We start from the raw sequence: 19,092 nt of genomic DNA on the forward strand, positions 1-19,092 counted from the left end.
GCATTCGGCTGCATGCGCGTGAAGGGCTTTACTGGAGCATGCTCATGGCTGCTTCCATGGCGGCGGAAAGGTCTTCGTCTTCGTTCAGGTTCTGGTTTGGATCAAGGCCCAGCTTGGCGAATGCCGGGATCTGGCTCCAGTCCAGTTTGGTGTAGGGGTGTTCGCTGCCTATATAGCTCTGCAAGGTAGCGACCTGAACGATATCGACATAATCGACCTTGGCGCTGTCGCGGGCGAAGTCCAGGTACTGGCTAGGCACCATGGCAATCAGTTCGGGGAAGTCCCAGGTGCGCAGGATCTTGTCGCCGATGATTGGGTGGATCTGCTCGATCACGTGGTTGAGGCTGATCGAGTCAGCCAGCAGCTCGCTGTGATCTTCGGCGTAAGTGAGGATTGGTAGCACGCCGATCTGGTGCACCAGGCCGGCGAGGGTGGCCTGGTCGGGCAGCAGGCGGGTGTAGTGCTTGCACAGAACGTGGCAGATGCCGGCGATTTCCGTGCTTTTGTTCCAAACTTCGCGCATTTTGCGGTCAACCACGTCGCTGGTGGCCTGGAACATTTGTTCCATGGCCAGGCCCGTGGCCAGGTTGCAGGTGTAATTGATGCCGAGGCGGCCGACGGCCATCTGCAGGTCGGTGATTTCCTTGTTGGTGCGCAGCAGCGGGCTGTTGACCACCTTGATGATGCGCGCTGTCAGGGCCGCGTCGTTGCCGATCACTTTGCTCAGTTGCGGGATGCCGATGTCCGGGTCCTCTGCTGCCTCGCGGACCTTCAACGCGACCTCCGGCAGGGTCGGCAGGACCAGTTCATCATTGTCGATGGCCTGGGTCAGTTCCTTTTGGACTTTCTCGGCAAGCTTGCTCATGGGCAATTCTCTTTAGGCGGTCAGGCAGTAGTAATTGAGTGTAGTAAAGGGCTTAGCGCTGTATTTCGCGGTCTGAATCCAGTGTATACGGCAAATCGAGTACGCTCAGCGTGCTGCCTTCGGCAGAACCCAGGTGAATAACACCATTTAGTGCGGCTTCGTCCTGCAGCACAGCAAGCAGTTCGACGCCTGCCTGGCTGCGCGCGGCCAGCACCACTTCACCCACGCTGGAGGTGTGGGTGGGCGAAAACAGCGCTGTGGCGGGCTCTGGCAGCTGATTGTCATGCAGCTCCAGGCGATACAGGCGGCGTTTGAGTTTGCCCAGGTACTGCATGCGCGCGACGATTTCCTGGCCGGTGTAGCAGCCTTTCTTGAAACTCACGCCGCCTACGGCCTGCAGATTGATCATCTGCGGAATAAACAGCTCGCGGGTGCTGCCTACGACCTGGCCGATGCCCGCACGGACTTGCGCCAGTAGCCAGTCATTCAACGGTGCTTCCGGCAGTTGGTTGGCCAATTGCGCCTGGATGGCCGCGGTCTGGCTGGTGGGTATCCAGAGTTCGGCGCGACCATCGCTCAGGCGCAGAGCCAGCAATTCATTGCCACGCGCGACGCTGTCAGCGGTCTCTGCGAGCTCCAGACCGAGGCTGCGCAAGGCTTCATCACCGCCACTCAGGCCGATGCGCAGCCAGTCCTGGCTTTCGTCGGTGAGCTTGGATTTGCTGAATACGGCGTATTTTTTCAGGTCGGCGAGCTGTGCTTCGAGCAGATCGCTGGCCATCGCCAGTAGGTAGCCGTCACTCACGCTGAGGATGCGAAAGCTCGACTGCATTCGGCCCTTGGGCGTGCAGCGCGCGCCTAGGCTGGAATGGCTGTCACTCAGGTAGTTGAGGTTGCAGGTAACCTGGCCCTGGAGGAACTTGTTGGCGTCCGGGTCGCGCACGGCGAGGATGCCTTCGTGGCTGAGGATGCAATAGAACGCGGTATCGGCCATGGTGGATTAGGTATCGCTGGATAAAAGTTAGGGGGCTCATCATAGAGCGCGTCTCGCGCCTTGTCAGCGCTTGCCGTTGCTTCACTTATGGGCATTGCCTGGGTGGCTGATGTGTGCGGTCAACAGGTGCGCTTTTCATCGGTATACTGCGCGCCTTATCCAAGGAGCATACCCATGGTTGACTCGATTGAACTCAATCGTCTTTTTTGGCACAGCCGCCGCGGCATGCTGGAGCTGGATGTGCTGCTGGTGCCGTTCGTCAGGGAGGTGTACCCGCACCTCGACGAGGCTGACCGCGAGCGTTACCGCAAACTGCTCGAATGTGAAGATCAGGATATGTTCGGCTGGTTTATGCAGCGCGACGAGCCGGAAGATGCTGATCTAAAGCGCATGGTTCGGATGATTCTGGATCGTGTCCAGCCCAAGTGATGCCTTCGAGTGTCAGTGGCAGCCTTCGCGGCAGCTGCTGGCCTGCTATGCACTGATTCAGGGCTTGGCGCTGCTCAGCTTGGTGCTGGTGGATATTCCCATTTGGGCGCGGTTGCCCGGAATAGGTTTCTGTGTCGCCCATGCTGCCTGGGTGCTGCCACGCCATGTGCTGTTGAGTGCGCCGCAGGCTTACCGGGCTCTGCGTTGCACGCGTGATGGCTGGCAGGTGTACAGCGTGGCGCAGGGCTGGCAGGCCATCGAGTTGCACCCAGATAGCCTGGCTTTACCGCTTGTAGTGCTGCTGCGCTTTCGTCTGGCCGGGCAGCGCCGCGTGCGCTCGCTGTGCATTGCCCGCGATAGCCTGGCGCGTGATCAGCACCGCCGCTTAAGGGTGCGGCTGAAATTCAGTCGCCATAGGTGGGCGGCAGCAGGATAGTGTCCTTGGCCTCGGCCAACTGCTGCGGGTAGTCCAGGGTGTAATGCAGGCCGCGGCTTTCGTGGCGCAGCATCGCCGAACGGATCATCAGCTCGGCGACCTGGGCCAGGTTACGCAGTTCGATCAGGTCGCGGCTGACCTTGTAGTTACTGTAAAACTCGTGAATTTCATCAAGCAGCAGGCGTACGCGGTGTTCGGCCCGTTGCAGGCGCTTGTTGGTGCGCACGATGCCGACGTAGTCCCACATAAAACGCCGCAATTCGTCCCAGTTGTGGGCAATGATCACGTCTTCGTCCGAGTCGGTTACCTGGCTGGCGTCCCAGCTCGGTAACGTGCTCGGTATGCTGATCTGGTCGAGTTGAGCGAGGATGTTCTCGGCCGCTGAGCGGGCATAGACGAAACATTCCAGCAGCGAGTTGCTGGCCATGCGGTTGGCCCCGTGCAGGCCGGTAAAGCTGGTTTCACCAATGGCATACAGGCCGGGTATATCGGTGCGACCGCTTTGGTCGACCAGCACGCCACCGCAGGTGTAGTGCGCTGCCGGCACTACCGGGATCGGCTCTTTGGTGATGTCGATGCCAAAGTCCAGGCAGCGCTCATATACGGTAGGGAAATGCGATTTCACAAAGTCAGCCGGTTTGTGGCTGATGTCGAGGAACACGCAGTCGATCCCCAGGCGCTTCATCTCGTGGTCGATGGCGCGGGCGACGATATCCCGCGGCGCCAGTTCGGCCCGCTCATCGAAACGCGGCATAAAGCGTTCGCCGTTCGGCAGCTTGAGCAGTGCGCCTTCACCACGCAGCGCTTCGGTGACCAGAAAGCTCTTGGCTTTGGGGTGGTACAGGCAGGTCGGGTGGAACTGATTGAATTCCAGGTTGCCGACCCGGCAGCCGGCGCGCCAGGCCATGGCGATACCGTCGCCGCAGGCGCCGTCCGGGTTACTGGTGTAGAGATAAACCTTGGCTGCACCGCCAGTGGCGAGAATCACAAAGCGTGCGCTGAAGGTATCGACCTCGCCGCTGGCGCGATTGAGTACGTAAGCGCCCAGGCAGCGCTGGCCCTCCAGGCCGAGTTTGCGCTCGGTGATCAGGTCAACGGCGACACGCTGCTCCAGCAGTTCGATGTTGCTGCGCTGGCGGGTCTGCTCCAGCAATGTATTGAAGATCGCCGCGCCGGTGGCGTCGGCAGCATGGATGATGCGTCGGTGGCTGTGGCCGCCTTCACGGGTCAAGTGGAATTCGAAACCGCCGTCTTCGCGGGCGTGTTCATCGTCGCGGGTAAAGGGCACCCCTTGGTCGATCAGCCATTGAATGGCTTCGCGGCTGTGCTCTACGGTGAAGCGTACGGCGTCCTCGCGGCACAGGCCGCCACCAGCGTTGAGGGTGTCTTCGACATGCGATTCGATGGTGTCGGTGTCGTCCAGCACCGCCGCCACACCGCCTTGCGCCCAGTAGGTCGAGCCGTTGGACAGATTGCCCTTGCTTAGTACGGCAATGCGCAGGTGCTCAGGCAGCGTGAGGGCCAGGGTTAAGCCGGCGGCACCGCTACCGATAACCAGAACGTCGTGTTGGTGATGTTGGCTCATGTCTGAATTCCGCGAAAAGCGGCCTCTAGTATATAGAGGGGGTGGGCGGCACAATAGCCGGCTTATGACCAAGTGCGTTACTCGGGAACTTTTTAAGCGTTTCGGGTTCCATAGGCGGTTGTTTAGATGGTAATTCGCCTGAGTCAGGCGGCTTTGCAACGGGCCTGCGGTTTTGCCTTGCCGACGGGTGGTCCAGACTACAAGCGCAGCAGTGGAGTCCCTTTGCTGCGCTGTTCCGTGCAGGACTTTTAAGTGTTCTGCAGGAAGCTTGTTTGAAGGAGAGAACTTTTGCGTAATGCCCAAGTCTACTTTGGCAGACCGAGTAAAGGGTTGGCGTTGCGCTCCTTCAAACCTTATGAGGAGTTTTCATGCTAACCCAGGAAGATGATCAGCAGCTGGTTGAGCGTGTACAGCGCGGCGACAAGCGTGCATTTGATCTATTGGTGCTCAAGTATCAGCACAAGATTCTCGGGTTGATCGTGCGTTTTGTGCATGACACCCATGAGGCACAGGATGTTGCGCAGGAAGCCTTCGTCAAGGCGTATCGGGCGTTGGGTAATTTTCGTGGGGACAGTGCGTTCTACACTTGGCTGTATCGCATTGCCATCAACACGGCGAAGAACCACCTGGTTTCGCGTGGTCGGCGCCCGCCAGACAGTGATGTAAGTGCTGAGGATGCCGAGTTCTATGATGGCGATCATGCCCTCAAGGATATCGAATCGCCGGAACGCGCCCTGTTGCGCGACGAGATCGAGGCTACCGTGCACCGCAGCATCGAGCAGTTGCCAGAAGATTTACGCACAGCGCTAACCTTGCGTGAATTTGATGGTCTGAGTTACGAGGACATTGCCAGCGTCATGCAGTGTCCAGTTGGTACCGTGCGTTCGCGAATTTTCCGGGCGCGTGAGGCTATTGATCGATCCCTGCAGCCGTTGCTGCAGGAAACCTGAGACAGCGGCGTCAGCCAAGAGAGGAACCGCCATGAGTCGTGAAACCCTGCAGGAATCGCTGTCCGCGGTGATGGATAACCAAGCGGATGAACTTGAATTAAGGCGAGTGCTGGCGGCCAGTGATGACCCTGAGTTGCGTGCAACCTGGTCGCGTTACCAGATCGCCCGTGCGGTCATGCACAAAGAGCTGCTTGAGCCGCGTCTGGATATTGCCGCTGCTGTATCCGCAGCCCTTGCTGATGATGTTGCCCCGGTTGCGCAGCAAGTACAGCGTGGCCCTTGGCGCACTGTAGGTCGTCTGGCTGTTGCCGCTTCGGTTACCGTGGCAGTCTTGGCGGGTGTGCGTTTTTATAACCAGGACGACATCACCGGTGCCCAGTTGGCGCAGCAATCCAGTCAGCCGGTGTTGAATATCCCTCAGGTCAGTGGGCCGGCCATGCTGGCAGGCTTCAATACGTCCGAAGAGCAACCGGCTCCTGCGGCCAGTGCTGTGGGGCAGGGGCAGCCGGGCTGGCATGAGCAGCGTCTGCCGGCATATCTGCGCCAACATGCACAGCAAGCGGCCATGAGTACGAGTGAAGGTGCGCTGCCTTATGCGCGTGCAGCCAGCTTGGAAAACCGTTAACGGCCCGTTGTTAAGGAATCGCATGCGCTTTATTCCTTTAAGCGTTCTGTTGCTGGGTAGTTGCTTGGCGTTGCCGGCAATTGCCGATGAAGGCCGTGCCTTACTGCAGCGTTTGGCAGAGGCCGAACGCACGCAGAGTTTTCAGGGCACCTTTGTTTATGAGCGCAATGGCAGCTTTTCGACGCACAGCATCTGGCATCGTGTCGGTGAGGGTGGCGCTTTGCGTGAGCGCTTGTTGCAGCTGGATGGTTCCGCGCAGGAAGTGTTGCGTGTCGACGGCCAGGTGCAATGCGCCAGTGGTGCATTGGCTGACCAGTTGATCGATAGTCAACTGTGGCCCGCCCGGGCGCTGAATGCTGAGCAGCTGGGTGAGTGGTATGAGTTGCGTGTGCTCGGCAAGTCCCGCGTGGCGGGGCGAGCTACCAGCGTACTGGCCCTGGTGCCGCGCGATCAGCATCGCTATGGCATCGAGCTGCACCTTGATCAGCAAACGGGCTTGCCGCTCAAGTCCTTGCTGGTCAATGACAAGGGGCAGTTACTTGAGCGCTTCCAGTTTACCCAGCTGCAGACCGAAGTACCTGCAAGCTCTAATCTTGAGCCTGGCGCAGGTTGCCGCCCGGTGCGTTTGTCTCCTGCTCAGGTGGATGCGGTTGAAGCCTGGCGTTCTGACTGGTTGCCACCAGGCTTTAGTCTGAATTCTGTTACCCAGCGCCGCAGCCCTGCATCGGATGAGTCAGTCGCCTGTCAGGTGTATGGCGATGGCCTGGCGCGCTTTTCCGTCTTTATGGAGCCTCTACGCGGCGCCGCCGTTGAGGATGTTCGTACCCAGCTGGGCCCCACTGTAGCGGTTTCGCGCAGGCTGAAAACTGACGATGGTGACGTCATGGTCACCGTGGTCGGCGAAATACCTTTGGGTACAGCCGAGCGAGTAGCTTTGTCGATGCGTTCAGCGGCCGAGGTGGTGCAGTGATTGAGGAGCATGGGCGGGTTGTTGCGGTTGAGTCCGGCGCTGTCTGGGTCGAAACCCTGCGTAAAAGCACCTGCTCCAGTTGCTCCGTCAAAGCTGGTTGCGGCCAGGGTTTGCTTGATCAGCTTGGTGCAAGCGGTCGTCGTGGTTATGTGCGTGCACTGTCAGACCTGCAGCTGAATATTGGCGATGCAGTCATTATCGGTGTGCGCGAAGACCTGCTGGTGCGTGGTTCGCTGCTGGTTTATCTGCTGCCGTTACTCGGCTTGTTTGCTGCGGCTGTTCTGGCTGAGCAGGCGGGCTTGAGCGAGCCCTGGGTAATATTCAGTGCGCTGTTCGGTTTTCTCTTTGCCTGCTGCGCGGTACGCTGGCGCAGTCGTGTCACCGCTGGTGATCCGGCGTTGCAACCGGTGGTTTTACGTCCGTTGCTTGGCGGTGCTGCAGCAGCGTTTTAAGACTTTTGCTGGCCTGATGGGGAGTTGTATGTCGAAGCTTGGTCTGAAATCTTCATTTACTGCGTTGTTTGCCGTGCTGCTGATGGGGCAAGCGTTTTTTGCTCAGGCGAGCCTGCCGGATTTTACCGAGCTGGTTGAGCAGGCGTCGCCTGCCGTCGTCAATATCAGTACTCGGCAGAAGATGCCGGATCGCGCGGTTGCTGGCAGTGGTCAGCTCAATGTGCCTGACCTCGAAGGTCTGCCGCCGATGTTTCGCGAATTCTTCGAACGCAATATTCCGCAGATGCCACGTGCGCCTGGCGGTGGCCGCCAGCGTGAAGCTCAGTCGCTGGGCTCGGGCTTTATCATTTCCGCTGATGGTTATGTGCTGACCAATAACCATGTGATTGCTGATGCCGATGAGATCATTGTGCGCCTGTCAGATCGCAGTGAGCTGGAAGCCAAGCTGGTCGGCACTGACCCGCGCAGCGATGTTGCGCTGCTCAAGGTTGAGGGCGCTGGTTTGCCAACCGTCAAGTTGGGCAAGTCAGAAGAGTTAAAGGTTGGCGAGTGGGTGTTGGCGATTGGTTCGCCATTTGGTTTTGATCATTCGGTAACTGCAGGGATCGTCAGTGCCAAGGGCCGCAGTCTGCCGAACGAGAGCTATGTGCCGTTTATCCAGACGGATGTGGCGATCAACCCAGGTAACTCCGGCGGCCCACTGTTCAACCTTGCTGGTGAAGTGGTGGGTATCAACTCGCAGATTTTCACCCGCTCCGGTGGCTTTATGGGGCTGTCGTTCGCCATCCCCATGAGTGTGGCGATGGATGTGGCCGATCAGCTCAAGGCTGAGGGCAAGGTCAGTCGCGGCTGGCTGGGTGTGGTGATTCAGGAAGTTAACAAGGATCTCGCCGAGTCGTTTGGCCTGGATAAGCCGGCTGGCGCGCTGGTGGCGCAGGTGCTGGAGGAAGGTCCGGCAGCTAAAGGTGGCTTGCAGGTTGGTGATGTGATTCTCAGTCTGGACGGTAAGCCAATCATCATGTCCGCTGACTTGCCGCATTTGGTCGGTGCGCTGAAGCCAGGTACCACTGCCGAGCTGGATGTGGTGCGCGATGGTGCGCGCAAGAAGTTGAAACTGAGCATTGGTGCGCTGCCTGAAGATGGCGAGGCGCTGGCTGGTACTGCTGCGCCTGGGGTTGAGCGGAGCAGCAACCGTCTTGGCGTCAAGGTGGTTGAACTGACTGCCGAGCAAAAGAAGAGCCTTGATCTTAAAGGCGGTGTCGTGATCTCTGAAGTGCAGGATGGTCCGGCGGCGCTGATTGGTCTGCGTCCGGGTGATGTGATCACTCATCTGAACAATCAGGCGATCAACTCGGCCAAGACCTTTACCGAGGTGGCGCAGGCACTGCCGAAGAATCGTTCGGTGTCGATGCGCGTACTGCGTCAGGGTCGTGCCAGCTTCATTACCTTCAAACTGGCCGATTAACGGCGCAGACAGGCTAAAAGGGCGACTTCGGTCGCCCTTTTACATGTTGCCCTTTTAGATAGCGCCGCCGTGCGGCCTTGATGACGTGCAAGGTGGCTTTCGGGTACACTTCGCGGCTATTTTCGGCGGGCAGTCGCCTGCGACCTTTTTGAGTGTTGATCCGTGAGTGATTTGAGTCATATCCGCAATTTCTCCATCATCGCCCACATTGACCACGGCAAGTCGACCTTGGCCGACCGGTTTATCCAGATGTGTGGTGGCTTGGCCGACCGTGAAATGGAAGCCCAGGTACTGGACTCCATGGATCTGGAGCGCGAGCGCGGGATCACCATCAAGGCGCACAGCGTTACCCTGTATTACAAGGCTAAAGACGGCATCACCTACCAGCTGAACTTCATCGATACCCCCGGTCACGTCGATTTTACCTATGAAGTCAGCCGTTCCCTGGCTGCCTGCGAAGGCGCGCTGCTGGTGGTCGATGCCGGTCAGGGCGTGGAAGCGCAATCGGTTGCCAACTGCTACACCGCCATTGAGCAGGGCCTTGAGGTCATGCCGGTGCTAAACAAGATCGACTTGCCTCAGGCCGACCCGGACCGGGTCAAGGAAGAAATCGAGAAGATCATCGGTATTGATGCAACCGACGCTGTGACCTGCAGTGCCAAGACCGGTTTGGGTGTCGATGAAGTGCTTGAGCGTCTGGTGCACACGATCCCGGCACCGACCGGTGATGTTGAGGCGCCACTACAGGCACTGATCATCGACTCCTGGTTCGACAACTACTTGGGTGTGGTCTCCCTGGTGCGTGTGCGCCATGGGCGGATCAAGAAAGGTGACAAGGTGCTGGTGAAATCCACCGGCAAGATCCACTTGGTCGATAGCGTTGGCGTGTTTAACCCTAAGCACACGGCCACCGCTGACCTCAAAGCCGGCGAAGTGGGCTTTATTATCGCCAGTATCAAGGATATTCACGGCGCGCCGGTGGGCGATACCCTGACCCTTGCCGCGACACCAAATGTCGAAGTGCTGCCCGGCTTCAAGCGTATCCAGCCGCAGGTATATGCCGGGTTGTTCCCCGTCAGTTCCGACGATTTCGAAGATTTCCGCGATGCGCTGCAGAAGCTGACCCTGAACGATTCGTCACTGCAATATTCGCCTGAAAGCTCGGATGCTCTGGGCTTCGGCTTCCGTTGTGGCTTCCTGGGCATGCTGCATATGGAGATCATCCAGGAGCGCCTGGAGCGTGAATACGATCTGGATCTGATCACCACCGCACCGAGCGTAATCTTCGAAGTGGTGCTCAAGACTGGCGAGACCATCTACGTCGATAACCCGTCGAAGCTGCCGGATATCTCTTCGGTCGAAGACTTCCGCGAGCCGATCGTGCAGGCCACCATTTTGGTGCCGCAAGAGCACCTGGGTAACGTAATTACCCTGTGTATCGAAAAACGTGGTGTGCAGCGCGATATGCAGTTCCTCGGTTCTCAGGTTCAGGTGCGCTATGACCTGCCGATGAACGAAGTGGTGCTCGACTTCTTTGACCGCCTGAAATCCACCAGCCGTGGTTATGCCTCGCTGGACTACCATTTTGATCGCTACCAGTCGGCTAATCTGGTCAAGCTGGATGTGCTGATCAATGGTGACAAGGTAGATGCTCTAGCCTTGATCGTGCACAAGGACAACGCCCACTACAAAGGCCGGGCGTTGACCGAGAAGATGAAAGAACTGATTCCCCGGCAAATGTTTGATGTGGCTATTCAGGCTGCAATTGGTGGGCAGATTGTTGCGCGGACTACGGTCAAGGCGCTGCGTAAAAACGTATTGGCCAAATGCTATGGCGGTGACGTCAGTCGTAAACGCAAGCTGCTGGAAAAGCAGAAGGCCGGTAAGAAACGCATGAAGCAGGTCGGTAATGTGGAGATTCCACAGGAAGCCTTCCTCGCCGTGCTCAGGTTGGATAGTTAAGGTCCTATGTCGATCAATTTCCCGCTGTTACTGGTTATTGCCGTCGCCGTCTGTGGCGCCCTGGCGCTGTTCGACCTGATCTTTCTGGCTCCGCGCCGGCGAGCGGCTATCAGCACCTACCACGGTCAGGTCAGTGAGCCCGATGAGGCGGTGGTGGAGCGCTTGAACAAAGAGCCGTTGCTGGTGGAGTACGGTAAATCGTTCTTCCCGGTGCTGGCGATTGTATTGGTGCTGCGCTCGTTTCTGGTCGAGCCTTTCCAGATTCCATCCGGTTCGATGAAGCCGACCCTGGAAGTGGGCGATTTTATTCTGGTCAACAAGTTTGCCTATGGCATTCGTCTACCGGTGCTGGACACCAAGGTGATTGAAGTAGGTGACCCGCAGCGTGGCGATGTGATGGTGTTTCGTTATCCGAGCGACCCAAACATCAACTACATCAAACGCGTGGTCGGCCTAGCCGGTGACCGCATTGCCTACAGCAGCGATAAGCGTCTGACTATCAATGGTGAGCCTGTAGCGCAGCAGTTGATTGGCGACGAGCCCGGTAGCCTGGGCAGTGCGACGCTGTATAACGAGAAGCTGGGTGAGGCAGAGCATCAGATCCGTAAAGAAATGCAGCGCTATCGGATTGAGCCGGGCCGCGAATGGGTTGTGCCGCAAGGGCATTACTTCATGATGGGCGACAACCGCGACAACTCCAATGACAGCCGTTACTGGAACGATCCGGCCATCCCCAAGCCGCTGCTGGGCATGGTGCCGGACCAGAATATCGTAGGCAAAGCTTTTGCCATCTGGATGAGCTGGCCGGATCCCAAGTCGCGCAACCTGCCGAATTTTTCCCGCGTAGGTCTGATCCACTGACCTGTTGACGATTTTCCGACGCTGTTAAATGCAGCGTCGCAGGCTATATATAGTCTTGCCTCCAGCCGTAATGGCTTTCACATAACTCGAATTTGGGGACAAATATGAAATCTGCGCATTCGCAAAAGGGAATGTCGATTCTTAGTTGGTTGATGGTGCTGGCGGTGGTCGCTTTTTTAGCCAGTGCGGCGTTCAAGGTGTTGCCGCATTACTTCGACTATATGTCGCTGGAGAAAATGATTACTTCGGTTGAAACTGATAAGTCTTTGAGTGTTCGTAGCGTTGGTGATTTTTATAGTCACATCAGTAAAGGTATGCAGGTCAACAGCATTCGCGATCTAAATATGCAGGACGCAATTAAAGTAAAAGTCGAAAACAACGAATTTCGCGTGCACCTGAAATACGAAAAGCGTGAGCCGTTGATCGAGAATATCGACCTGGTCGTGCGTTTCGATAAAGAATTCCGCGTGCGTATGCCGTGAGTGCGTCGTTAGCCCGTCTCGAGCGGCAGCTCGGTTATACCTTCAAGGATCAGGAACTGATGATCCTGGCTCTTACTCATCGCAGTTTCGCCGGGCGCAATAACGAGCGTCTGGAGTTTCTCGGTGATGCGATTCTCAACTTTGTCGCGGGTGAGGCGCTGTTTCAGCGCTTTCCGCTGGCCCGTGAAGGGCAGCTGTCACGTCTTCGCGCGCGCTTGGTCAAGGGTGAAACCCTTGCCATTCTGGCCCGTGGTTTCGATCTGGGTGAGTACCTGCGCTTGGGTTCTGGCGAGCTGAAAAGTGGTGGTTTCCGCCGCGAGTCGATTCTCGCTGATGCCCTGGAAGCGCTGATCGGTGCCATCTATCTTGATACAGGGATGGATGCGGCTCGCGAGCGTGTGCTGGCCTGGTTGACCACTGAGCTGGACAGTCTGACCCTGGTTGACACCAACAAGGATCCGAAAACCCGTCTGCAGGAGTTTCTGCAGTCGCGTGGCTGTGAGCTGCCACGTTATGAAGTGGTGGATATCCAGGGCGAGCCGCACTGCCGCACATTTGTGGTCGAGTGTCAGATCACCTTACTGAATGATAAAACCCTGGGGCAGGGTGCCAGCCGGCGTATCGCCGAGCAGGTGGCCGCTGCGGCTGCGCTGATTGCCCTGGGTGTGGAGAATGGCAATGACTGATTCACCTGTTACACGCTGTGGCTATGTCGCCATCGTCGGCCGGCCCAACGTGGGCAAGTCGACGTTGCTTAACCACATTCTCGGCCAGAAGCTGGCGATCACCTCGCGTAAGCCGCAGACCACGCGGCACAACATGCTCGGCATCAAAACCGAGGGTGAGGTGCAGGCGATTTATGTCGACACCCCCGGTCTGCACAAGAATAACGAGAAAGCGCTCAACCGCTACATGAACAAGAACGCCTCGTCGGCGCTGAAAGATGTTGATGTGGTGATCTTCGTGGTCGATCGTACCCGTTGGACTGACGAAGACCAGATGGTTCTTGAGCGTGTTCAATATGTTGAAGGTCCAGTGATTCTGGCGATCAACAAGACTGATCGCATCGAAGACAAAGCTGAGCTGATGCCACACTTGGAGTGGCTGGCTACCCAGTTGCCGAAGGCCGAAATCGTGCCAGTCTCCGCCCAGCATGGGCATAACCTCGATACTCTGGAAAAGCTGGTGGGGGAGCATTTGCCAGAAGGCGTGCACTTCTTCCCGGAAGATCAGGTGACCGACCGTTCCAGCCGCTTCTTCGCTGCCGAATTGGTGCGCGAGAAGATCATGCGTCAACTGGGTGCTGAGTTGCCGTACCAGATCACCGTGGAAATCGAGGAGTTCAAGCGCGACGGGCGCATCCTGCATATCCACGCCCTGATCCTGGTCGAGCGTGATGGTCAGAAGAAAATCATCATCGGTGACAAGGGTGAGCGGATCAAACGCATTGGCCAGGAAGCGCGCAAGGATATGGAGGTGATGTTCGACTCCAAGATTATGCTCAACCTCTGGGTCAAGGTTAAAAGTGGCTGGTCGGATGATGAGCGCGCGCTGCGCTCCCTGGGTTACGACAACATCTGAGTTGCCCTCGGGCGCGCCCTTGCGCCCGCTTTGCGAGTAAACCCATGCTTGCCCCTAGTCAGCCCGCCTATGTCCTGCACAGCCGTGCCTACCGCGAAAGTAGCGCGTTGGTGGATTTTCTCACCCCGCAGGGCCGCCTGCGTGCGGTATTGCGTGGCGCACGGGGCAAGGCCGGCAGCCTGGCGCGGCCGTTTATTCCCCTGGAAGCTGAGTTTCGCGGGCGTGGTGAGCTGAAGAATGTCAGTCGCCTCGATCCAGCCGGTATCCCCAACCTGCTGGTCGGCGAGGCGCTGTTCAGCGGCCTTTACCTTAACGAGTTGCTGATTCGCCTGCTCCCTGCTGAAGATCCCCATCCCGCCGTTTTTGAGCATTACGCCATGACTGTCCTGGCCCTGGCTGAAGGCCGTGCCTTGGAGCCGTTATTGCGCTCTTTTGAATGGCGCCTGCTCGATGAGCTGGGCTATGGTTTCGCCCTGGATCTGGACAGCGAAGGCCAGCCCATCGCCCCGGTGGGTTTGTATCGGCTGCATACCGAAACCGGCCTGGTGCCGATTGGCCAGTTGCAACCCGGTGCTTTTCAGGGGGCCGAGTTGTTGGCTATGGCCGAAGCGGACTGGACTGCGCCCGGTGCCCTGGCCGCCGCCAAACGCTTGATGCGCCAGGCCCTAGCCCCCCATTTAGGCGGCCGACCGCTGGTCAGCCGCGAACTGTTTATGACGCTCAAGGAGCCAAGCCGTGACTGATGCCAATCGTATTCTGCTGGGTGTAAATATTGACCATGTGGCCACTCTGCGTCAGGCCCGTGGCACCCGTTATCCCGACCCGGTCAAGGCCGCGCTGGACGCCGAAGAGGCCGGGGCCGACGGCATTACCGTGCACCTGCGTGAAGATCGTCGGCATATCCAGGAGCGTGATGTGCGCCTGCTCAAGGAGGTCATGCAGACGCGGATGAACTTCGAAATGGGCGTCACCGAGGAAATGCTTGCCTTCGCCGAAAGCATTTGTCCCGAACACGTCTGTCTGGTGCCGGAAACCCGCCAGGAGCTTACTACTGAGGGTGGTCTGGATGTGGCCGGACAGGAAGCGCGGATTCGCGCCGCGGTCGAGCGCCTCAGCAAAATCGGCTGCGAAGTGTCGCTGTTTATTGACCCGGACCCACAGCAGATCGAGGCATCCAAGCGCGTCGGCGCCCCGGCGATTGAGTTGCACACCGGCCGTTATGCCGATGCCCATACCCCGGAAGAAGCAGCGCGTGAACTGGCGCGGATTCGCGATGGAGTGGCCTGTGGCCTGCAGCACGGGCTGGTCGTTAATGCCGGTCACGGCCTGCACTATCACAACGTCGAGCCGGTGGCGGCGATTGCCGGAATCAACGAGCTGAATATCGGCCACGCCCTGGTCGCCCACGCGCTGTTCGTCGGCTTCAAGCAGGCCGTGGCAGAGATGAAGGCGCTGATCGTCGCGGCGGCCAACCGCGGCTAGCTAAAGATGTAAGTGTGTCCCGTAGGGTGGACGTGCTGGCGTATGTCCGCCCTACGGGAGCTGTGTGAGGTTTACGGTTTGCGGGCGATCAGCACCGCGCGGCTCGGCGCCGGCAGGCCTTCGACGGTGCGGCTATGGTCGGCTGGGTCGAGGAATTCCGGTAGCGACTGGAAGCGCATCCACTCGGTCGAGCGTTGTTCGTCCACCGAGGTGGTGCTGACATCCACGCAGCGCACATCGACAAAGCCGGCGCGGCGCAGCCACAGCTCCAGTGCCGGCACCGAAGGCAGGAACCAGACGTTGCGCATCTGCGCGTAGCGGTCCTCGGGGACCAGAACCTGCTGCGCATCGCCTTCCACCACCAGGGTTTCCAGCACCAGTTCGCCATCCTTGACCAGGCAATCCTTGAGGTCGATCAGATGATCGATAGGCGAGCGGCGGTGATACAGCACACCCATGGAAAACACCGTGTCGAAGCCTTGCAGCTTGCCCGGCAATTCCTCGAACGCCAGCGGCAGGTGCCAGGCGGGTAGATCGGGTAGGTAGTTCTTCATCGCCAGGAACTGGCAGAGAAACAGCCAGTTGGGGTCTATGCCGATTACGCTGTCTGCACCGGCGCCGAGCATGCGCCACATGTAGTAGCCGTTGCCGCAGCCGACATCCAGTACACGCTTGCCCTTGAGGTCGAGGTAGGGGGCTACGCGTTGCCATTTCCAGTCCGAGCGCCACTCGGTGTCGACATGCACACCAAACAGGTGAAATGGCCCTTTACGCCAGGGGATCAGGCCCTGCAGCGCGGTTTTCAGCGCGTTGCGGGTCGTCTCGTCACAGTGGCCGTCGAAGGTGAAGCTGTGTAGCAGCTCCAGTTGTTCGACGTTCAGCTCCGGCAGGGCCTGTACTGCGCCGTACCAGCGCGGTAGGTCGCCATGGCCGATGGCCAGCTTGGCGTCGATCTGCCCAGGCAGATCGGCCGACCACTCTTGCAGCGGGGTGCCGGCAAGGGTGGCTTGCAGGGCGTCGAGGTCGAGGCGGCTGATCATGGCAGGGCAATCATCGAGGCAAAATTAAGGCACTGGAACCACGGCACGACCTGGCTGAAGCCGGCGGCGAGCAGGCGTTCGCGGTGCTGCTCCAGGCTGTCGGGGAGCATGACTTTCTCGATGGCGCTGCGTTTCTGGGCGATTTCCAGCTCGCTGTAGCCATTGGCCCGCTTGAAGGCGATATGCAGATCGCCGAGCAGGGCGTGCTGTTCGGTATCTTCGAATTGCAGTTTCTCCGAGAGGATCAGCGCGCCGCCGGGCAGCAGGGCCTGGCGAATCCGCGTGAGCAGGTCCAGGCGCTGTTCGGGGCGGATAAATTGCAGGGTGAAGTTCAGCGCCACCAGCGAAGTGGGCTGAAAGTCGAGGCGGAGAATGTCGGCCTCAATCACCTCCACGGGCAACAGCTCTTGAAACATCGAGTCCTGCGCGTGCAGGTATTCGCGGCAGCGCTCGACCATGGCGCTGGAGTTGTCCACGGCAATCACTCGGCAATCGTCGATCTGCACATGCCGGCGCAGCGCTTGGGTCACCGCGCCCAGGGAGCTGCCGAGGTCATATAGCACGCTGTGTGGCTGGGCGAACTGACCGGCCAGTACGCCGATGTTCTCGACAATGGTCGGATAACCCGGCACCGAGCGTTTGATCATATCGGGGAAGACCCGCACCACATCTTCGTTGAACACGAAGTCCGGCACCTGGGCCAGGGGTTGGGCGAAAAGACGGTCGGGCTGTTTGCTCACGATGGCTGCGCACTGGTCAATAAAGCCGGGCATTTTAGCCAAGTGCGCGGTATAGCCAAACCTTGATTGCCGTTATTGGTCGTAAATCTGTATGGCGACGGCTCAGCGGGCCGGTTTGAAGGCCGACGCCGCAATCGCCCATTGCCCCAGCCAGTAGCTGAGCATGATCGCCAGTGGTGCCGCCTCGAAGGGGGCGACAAAGCGGTTGATGCCGATCAGGCTGTCGGACAGCACAAACAGCGCGGCACCTGAGGCGGCCAGGCGTGTTGAGGTACTGCGCAGCCCAGGTTGGCCAAGGCGGGCGAGTGAGCGCCAGAGCATGGCGCTGATGGCCAGGGCGTAACAGGCTACGGGGATCAGCAGTGGGCCCAGATCTGCACTGGCGAGGATGGCGAACATCGTCCCGCCGGTGCCGAGGGCGAGCAGCAGGGCCAACCAGGCCGGTTGTTTGCAGTCACTTAAATAGGCACGCAAGTAGGCCAGGTGCGCGAGCAGGAAGGCGCCGAGGCCGAAGACGAACAGGTCCGCCGGCCAGTCGAGCAGAATGTCGCCCGCCAATGAGGCCAGCAGGCCGAGGCTGATCCAGCGTCGATACAGGCCGCTGGGTGCCGTTCTCAGCCACAGCAACAAAGCGATGACCGGGATGCCTTTACTGAGCAGGCCCAGTTCGCTCAGCCCGCTGAGGCGTGCATAGAGAAATACGGCAGCGCCCAGCAAACCCAGTAGCAAATAACGCATGGCCCCAGTCCTTGATGTACGAAAGGCCAGCACTATGGCGTGTTGCCGATTAACTGACCACGCCGTGGGTGCCACTTAGGTCAGCATTTCGCGCCAGTAGCAGCAGGCTGTTGAAAAAACTACCTACGTTGCCATCGCCGCGTTAAAAACAGGCCTTGGCTGCCTTCGCCTAGGTTTTTCAACGCCCTGCTAGCGAGCCTTGATCGTGCAGTTGAAGCGCTGGGCGGGCACTACACCGACTTCCCAGGGGCGTTCATAGGTTAGGGCCAATTGGCCTTCGCCTGCTTTGATGACCTCGAAACGCCAGGTGGAAACCCCGGCGCTGCCGACCAGACCGGCATCTTCCGGGTTGCTGTAGACCTCGGGGCCAAGGCTTTTCAGCACCTGTGGCGCGGAGTCGCGCAGCAGCCAGCGGAAACCTGTGGTGGGGTTGCTCGGCAGGCGCAGATTGAATTGCTGGCCGACGTGCAACGACAGCGGGCATTTGCTCTGCTGGTTCTGCTCCAGGGTAACGCTGCTAGGCTTTTGCGCGCAGGCGGCGAGCAGTGCAAGGCTGAGTGCCACTGTCAGGCGGGGGGCAAGCATGGTGAGCTCCTGGCGAATATCGAGGCTGCCAGCATAGCCGCTAGGATCGCCCTGCGGGAGCCTGTGCTGCGAACGTCGTTTGCAGTGGCGCGCGCAACTGCTGGACGTATTCATCGATCAGCGGTGTGAGCAGGGCAAAGCACTCGTGGGGTGCCAGGCGTACTTCGCGGCTGTCGATCAGCTCATGCTCCAAGCGCTGCAGCACCTGCTGCAACGATGCGCCAACGGGTGATTGTTCCAGCTGCAGACAGAGTTGTTGAATCTGCTGTTTCAGGCTTGGCGGGCATTGACTGTAATTAGCTGCGCGCACGCTCAGGCCGCGCAGGCGCGCGAGGTTTTCCAGGCCATGACAGGCCTGGGCGATACCCTCTATTTGTGAGTTGCCAACCTGCTGCAGGTGGGCTTCGAGTGTTGCGATAACCTCCAGCAAACCGTCGATAACCTGGCAGTGCGCGGCAAAATCCGCTGGGTTACGCCGCAGGTGTGGCCAATCCTGTTGCAGTGATGCAAGCCCCAGGCTGGGGCCGGGCCAGTTCAGCCAGAGTTGGTCGAGCTGGCGGGCCAGGACATTGCGCTGGCTGGTGCTGCTTAGGTCCTGCTGGGCACCCAAACCTCGGTGTTTCTGCAGGTTCTGCAGCAGGTCAATGGCGCGTTGCAGCAGTTCAGCTTGCAACTCATTGAGATGTTGTTGATGGCGTTTGCCTGCGAGCTGGCTGAGGAAGTGGCCGGCGAGTAACAGCGCCAATGTCAGGGCGAGTGCAATGCTGAGGACCATAAGCGGGTTTCCTGAAACCGAACGGTGTACCGGTCGAGCAAATCCCTTGCCAGGCACCGCAAAGCGCCGGTTTCA

Annotated in this window: 22 protein-coding genes; 14 read left to right on the forward strand and 8 right to left on the reverse strand. The window is 59.0% G+C overall.

Annotation, left to right across the window (positions count from 1 at the left end; all coding sequences use genetic code 11):
* Positions 1-28: 28 nt before the first annotated feature.
* Positions 29-865: an HDOD domain-containing protein gene (locus RHP75_RS07070; RefSeq protein ID WP_311091114.1), complete on the reverse strand. Its 837-nt coding sequence runs from the start codon at positions 863-865 to the stop codon at positions 29-31.
* A gap of 52 nt (positions 866-917) precedes the next feature.
* Positions 918-1,859 carry a folate-binding protein YgfZ gene (locus RHP75_RS07075; RefSeq protein WP_311091116.1) on the reverse strand — a complete coding sequence of 314 codons (942 nt, stop codon included), beginning with the start codon at positions 1,857-1,859 and terminating at the stop codon, positions 918-920.
* 174 nt (positions 1,860-2,033) lie between these two features.
* On the opposite strand from RHP75_RS07075, the gene RHP75_RS07080 reads away from it, so the two are divergent.
* A complete protein-coding gene (locus RHP75_RS07080) occupies positions 2,034-2,288 on the forward strand; it encodes a succinate dehydrogenase assembly factor 2 (RefSeq protein WP_311091117.1) in 255 nt (84 codons plus the stop codon).
* Positions 2,272-2,724, forward strand: coding sequence for a protein YgfX (locus RHP75_RS07085; RefSeq protein WP_311091119.1), 453 nt, complete (start codon positions 2,272-2,274; stop codon positions 2,722-2,724). Before RHP75_RS07080 ends, RHP75_RS07085 begins: the two co-directional genes overlap by 17 nt.
* Here the strand turns inward: RHP75_RS07085 and nadB are convergent.
* Complete coding sequence (gene nadB, locus RHP75_RS07090) at positions 2,693-4,309, reverse strand: L-aspartate oxidase (protein WP_311091121.1); 1,617 nt, start codon at positions 4,307-4,309, stop codon at positions 2,693-2,695. The two genes, RHP75_RS07085 and nadB, sit on opposite strands and share 32 nt — an antisense overlap.
* 368 nt (positions 4,310-4,677) lie before the next feature.
* Here nadB and rpoE point away from each other — a divergent pair, with 368 nt between their 5' ends.
* The 12 genes from rpoE to pdxJ all read left to right on the forward strand — a co-directional run bounded on the left by rpoE (position 4,678) and on the right by pdxJ (position 15,139).
* Positions 4,678-5,259: an RNA polymerase sigma factor RpoE gene (rpoE, locus tag RHP75_RS07095; RefSeq protein ID WP_090252003.1), complete on the forward strand. Its 582-nt coding sequence runs from the start codon at positions 4,678-4,680 to the stop codon at positions 5,257-5,259.
* A 31-nt stretch (positions 5,260-5,290) separates the two neighbouring features.
* Positions 5,291-5,884: an anti sigma-E factor RseA C-terminal domain-containing protein gene (locus RHP75_RS07100; protein ID WP_311091122.1), complete on the forward strand. Its 594-nt coding sequence runs from the start codon at positions 5,291-5,293 to the stop codon at positions 5,882-5,884.
* Between the two features lie 22 nt (positions 5,885-5,906).
* Entirely contained in the window at positions 5,907-6,854 is a 948-nt protein-coding gene (locus tag RHP75_RS07105) for a MucB/RseB C-terminal domain-containing protein (RefSeq protein WP_311091123.1), read from the forward strand.
* Positions 6,851-7,306 carry a SoxR reducing system RseC family protein gene (locus RHP75_RS07110; RefSeq protein WP_311091124.1) on the forward strand — a complete coding sequence of 152 codons (456 nt, stop codon included), beginning with the start codon at positions 6,851-6,853 and terminating at the stop codon, positions 7,304-7,306. Before RHP75_RS07105 ends, RHP75_RS07110 begins: the two co-directional genes overlap by 4 nt.
* A gap of 82 nt (positions 7,307-7,388) precedes the next feature.
* On the forward strand, positions 7,389-8,771 hold the full coding sequence (locus RHP75_RS07115; protein WP_409079725.1) for a DegQ family serine endoprotease: 1,383 nt from the start codon (positions 7,389-7,391) through the stop codon (positions 8,769-8,771).
* 162 nt (positions 8,772-8,933) lie between these two features.
* Positions 8,934-10,733: a translation elongation factor 4 gene (lepA, locus tag RHP75_RS07120; RefSeq protein ID WP_311091126.1), complete on the forward strand. Its 1,800-nt coding sequence runs from the start codon at positions 8,934-8,936 to the stop codon at positions 10,731-10,733.
* A 6-nt stretch (positions 10,734-10,739) separates the two neighbouring features.
* Entirely contained in the window at positions 10,740-11,594 is an 855-nt protein-coding gene (gene lepB, locus RHP75_RS07125) for a signal peptidase I (protein ID WP_311091127.1), read from the forward strand.
* A gap of 104 nt (positions 11,595-11,698) precedes the next feature.
* The gene (locus tag RHP75_RS07130; RefSeq protein WP_311091129.1) at positions 11,699-12,076 is read left to right on the forward strand and encodes a DUF4845 domain-containing protein; all 378 of its coding nucleotides are present in this window, start codon (positions 11,699-11,701) and stop codon (positions 12,074-12,076) included.
* On the forward strand, positions 12,073-12,762 hold the full coding sequence (rnc, locus tag RHP75_RS07135) for a ribonuclease III (RefSeq protein WP_160015377.1): 690 nt from the start codon (positions 12,073-12,075) through the stop codon (positions 12,760-12,762). The genes RHP75_RS07130 and rnc overlap by 4 nt, the downstream gene beginning before the upstream one ends.
* Entirely contained in the window at positions 12,755-13,657 is a 903-nt protein-coding gene (gene era, locus RHP75_RS07140; RefSeq protein WP_311091131.1) for a GTPase Era, read from the forward strand. The genes rnc and era overlap by 8 nt, the downstream gene beginning before the upstream one ends.
* 44 nt (positions 13,658-13,701) lie before the next feature.
* Positions 13,702-14,400, forward strand: coding sequence for a DNA repair protein RecO (recO, locus tag RHP75_RS07145; RefSeq protein WP_311091133.1), 699 nt, complete (start codon positions 13,702-13,704; stop codon positions 14,398-14,400).
* On the forward strand, positions 14,393-15,139 hold the full coding sequence (pdxJ, locus tag RHP75_RS07150) for a pyridoxine 5'-phosphate synthase (RefSeq protein ID WP_311091135.1): 747 nt from the start codon (positions 14,393-14,395) through the stop codon (positions 15,137-15,139). The genes recO and pdxJ overlap by 8 nt, the downstream gene beginning before the upstream one ends.
* Positions 15,140-15,210: 71 nt before the next feature.
* Here pdxJ and cmoB read toward each other — a convergent pair whose 3' ends face one another.
* The 5 genes from cmoB to RHP75_RS07175 all read right to left on the reverse strand — a co-directional run bounded on the left by cmoB (position 15,211) and on the right by RHP75_RS07175 (position 19,017).
* The gene (gene cmoB / locus RHP75_RS07155; protein WP_311091136.1) at positions 15,211-16,179 is read right to left on the reverse strand and encodes a tRNA 5-methoxyuridine(34)/uridine 5-oxyacetic acid(34) synthase CmoB; all 969 of its coding nucleotides are present in this window, start codon (positions 16,177-16,179) and stop codon (positions 15,211-15,213) included.
* On the reverse strand, positions 16,176-16,952 hold the full coding sequence (cmoA, locus tag RHP75_RS07160; protein ID WP_311091138.1) for a carboxy-S-adenosyl-L-methionine synthase CmoA: 777 nt from the start codon (positions 16,950-16,952) through the stop codon (positions 16,176-16,178). Before cmoA ends, cmoB begins: the two co-directional genes overlap by 4 nt.
* Before the next feature lie 69 nt (positions 16,953-17,021).
* On the reverse strand, positions 17,022-17,657 hold the full coding sequence (locus RHP75_RS07165; protein ID WP_311091139.1) for a lysoplasmalogenase: 636 nt from the start codon (positions 17,655-17,657) through the stop codon (positions 17,022-17,024).
* 189 nt (positions 17,658-17,846) lie between these two features.
* Positions 17,847-18,242, reverse strand: a complete 396-nt coding sequence (locus RHP75_RS07170) for a protease inhibitor I42 family protein (RefSeq protein WP_311091140.1) — start codon at positions 18,240-18,242, stop codon at positions 17,847-17,849.
* A 40-nt stretch (positions 18,243-18,282) separates the two neighbouring features.
* Complete coding sequence (locus RHP75_RS07175; RefSeq protein WP_311091141.1) at positions 18,283-19,017, reverse strand: hypothetical protein; 735 nt, start codon at positions 19,015-19,017, stop codon at positions 18,283-18,285.
* Between the last annotated feature and the right edge of the window lie 75 nt (positions 19,018-19,092).

The organism is Pseudomonas sp. SG20056 (assembly GCF_031764535.1).
In the GTDB taxonomy this organism is placed as follows: Bacteria; Pseudomonadota; Gammaproteobacteria; order Pseudomonadales; family Pseudomonadaceae; genus Aquipseudomonas.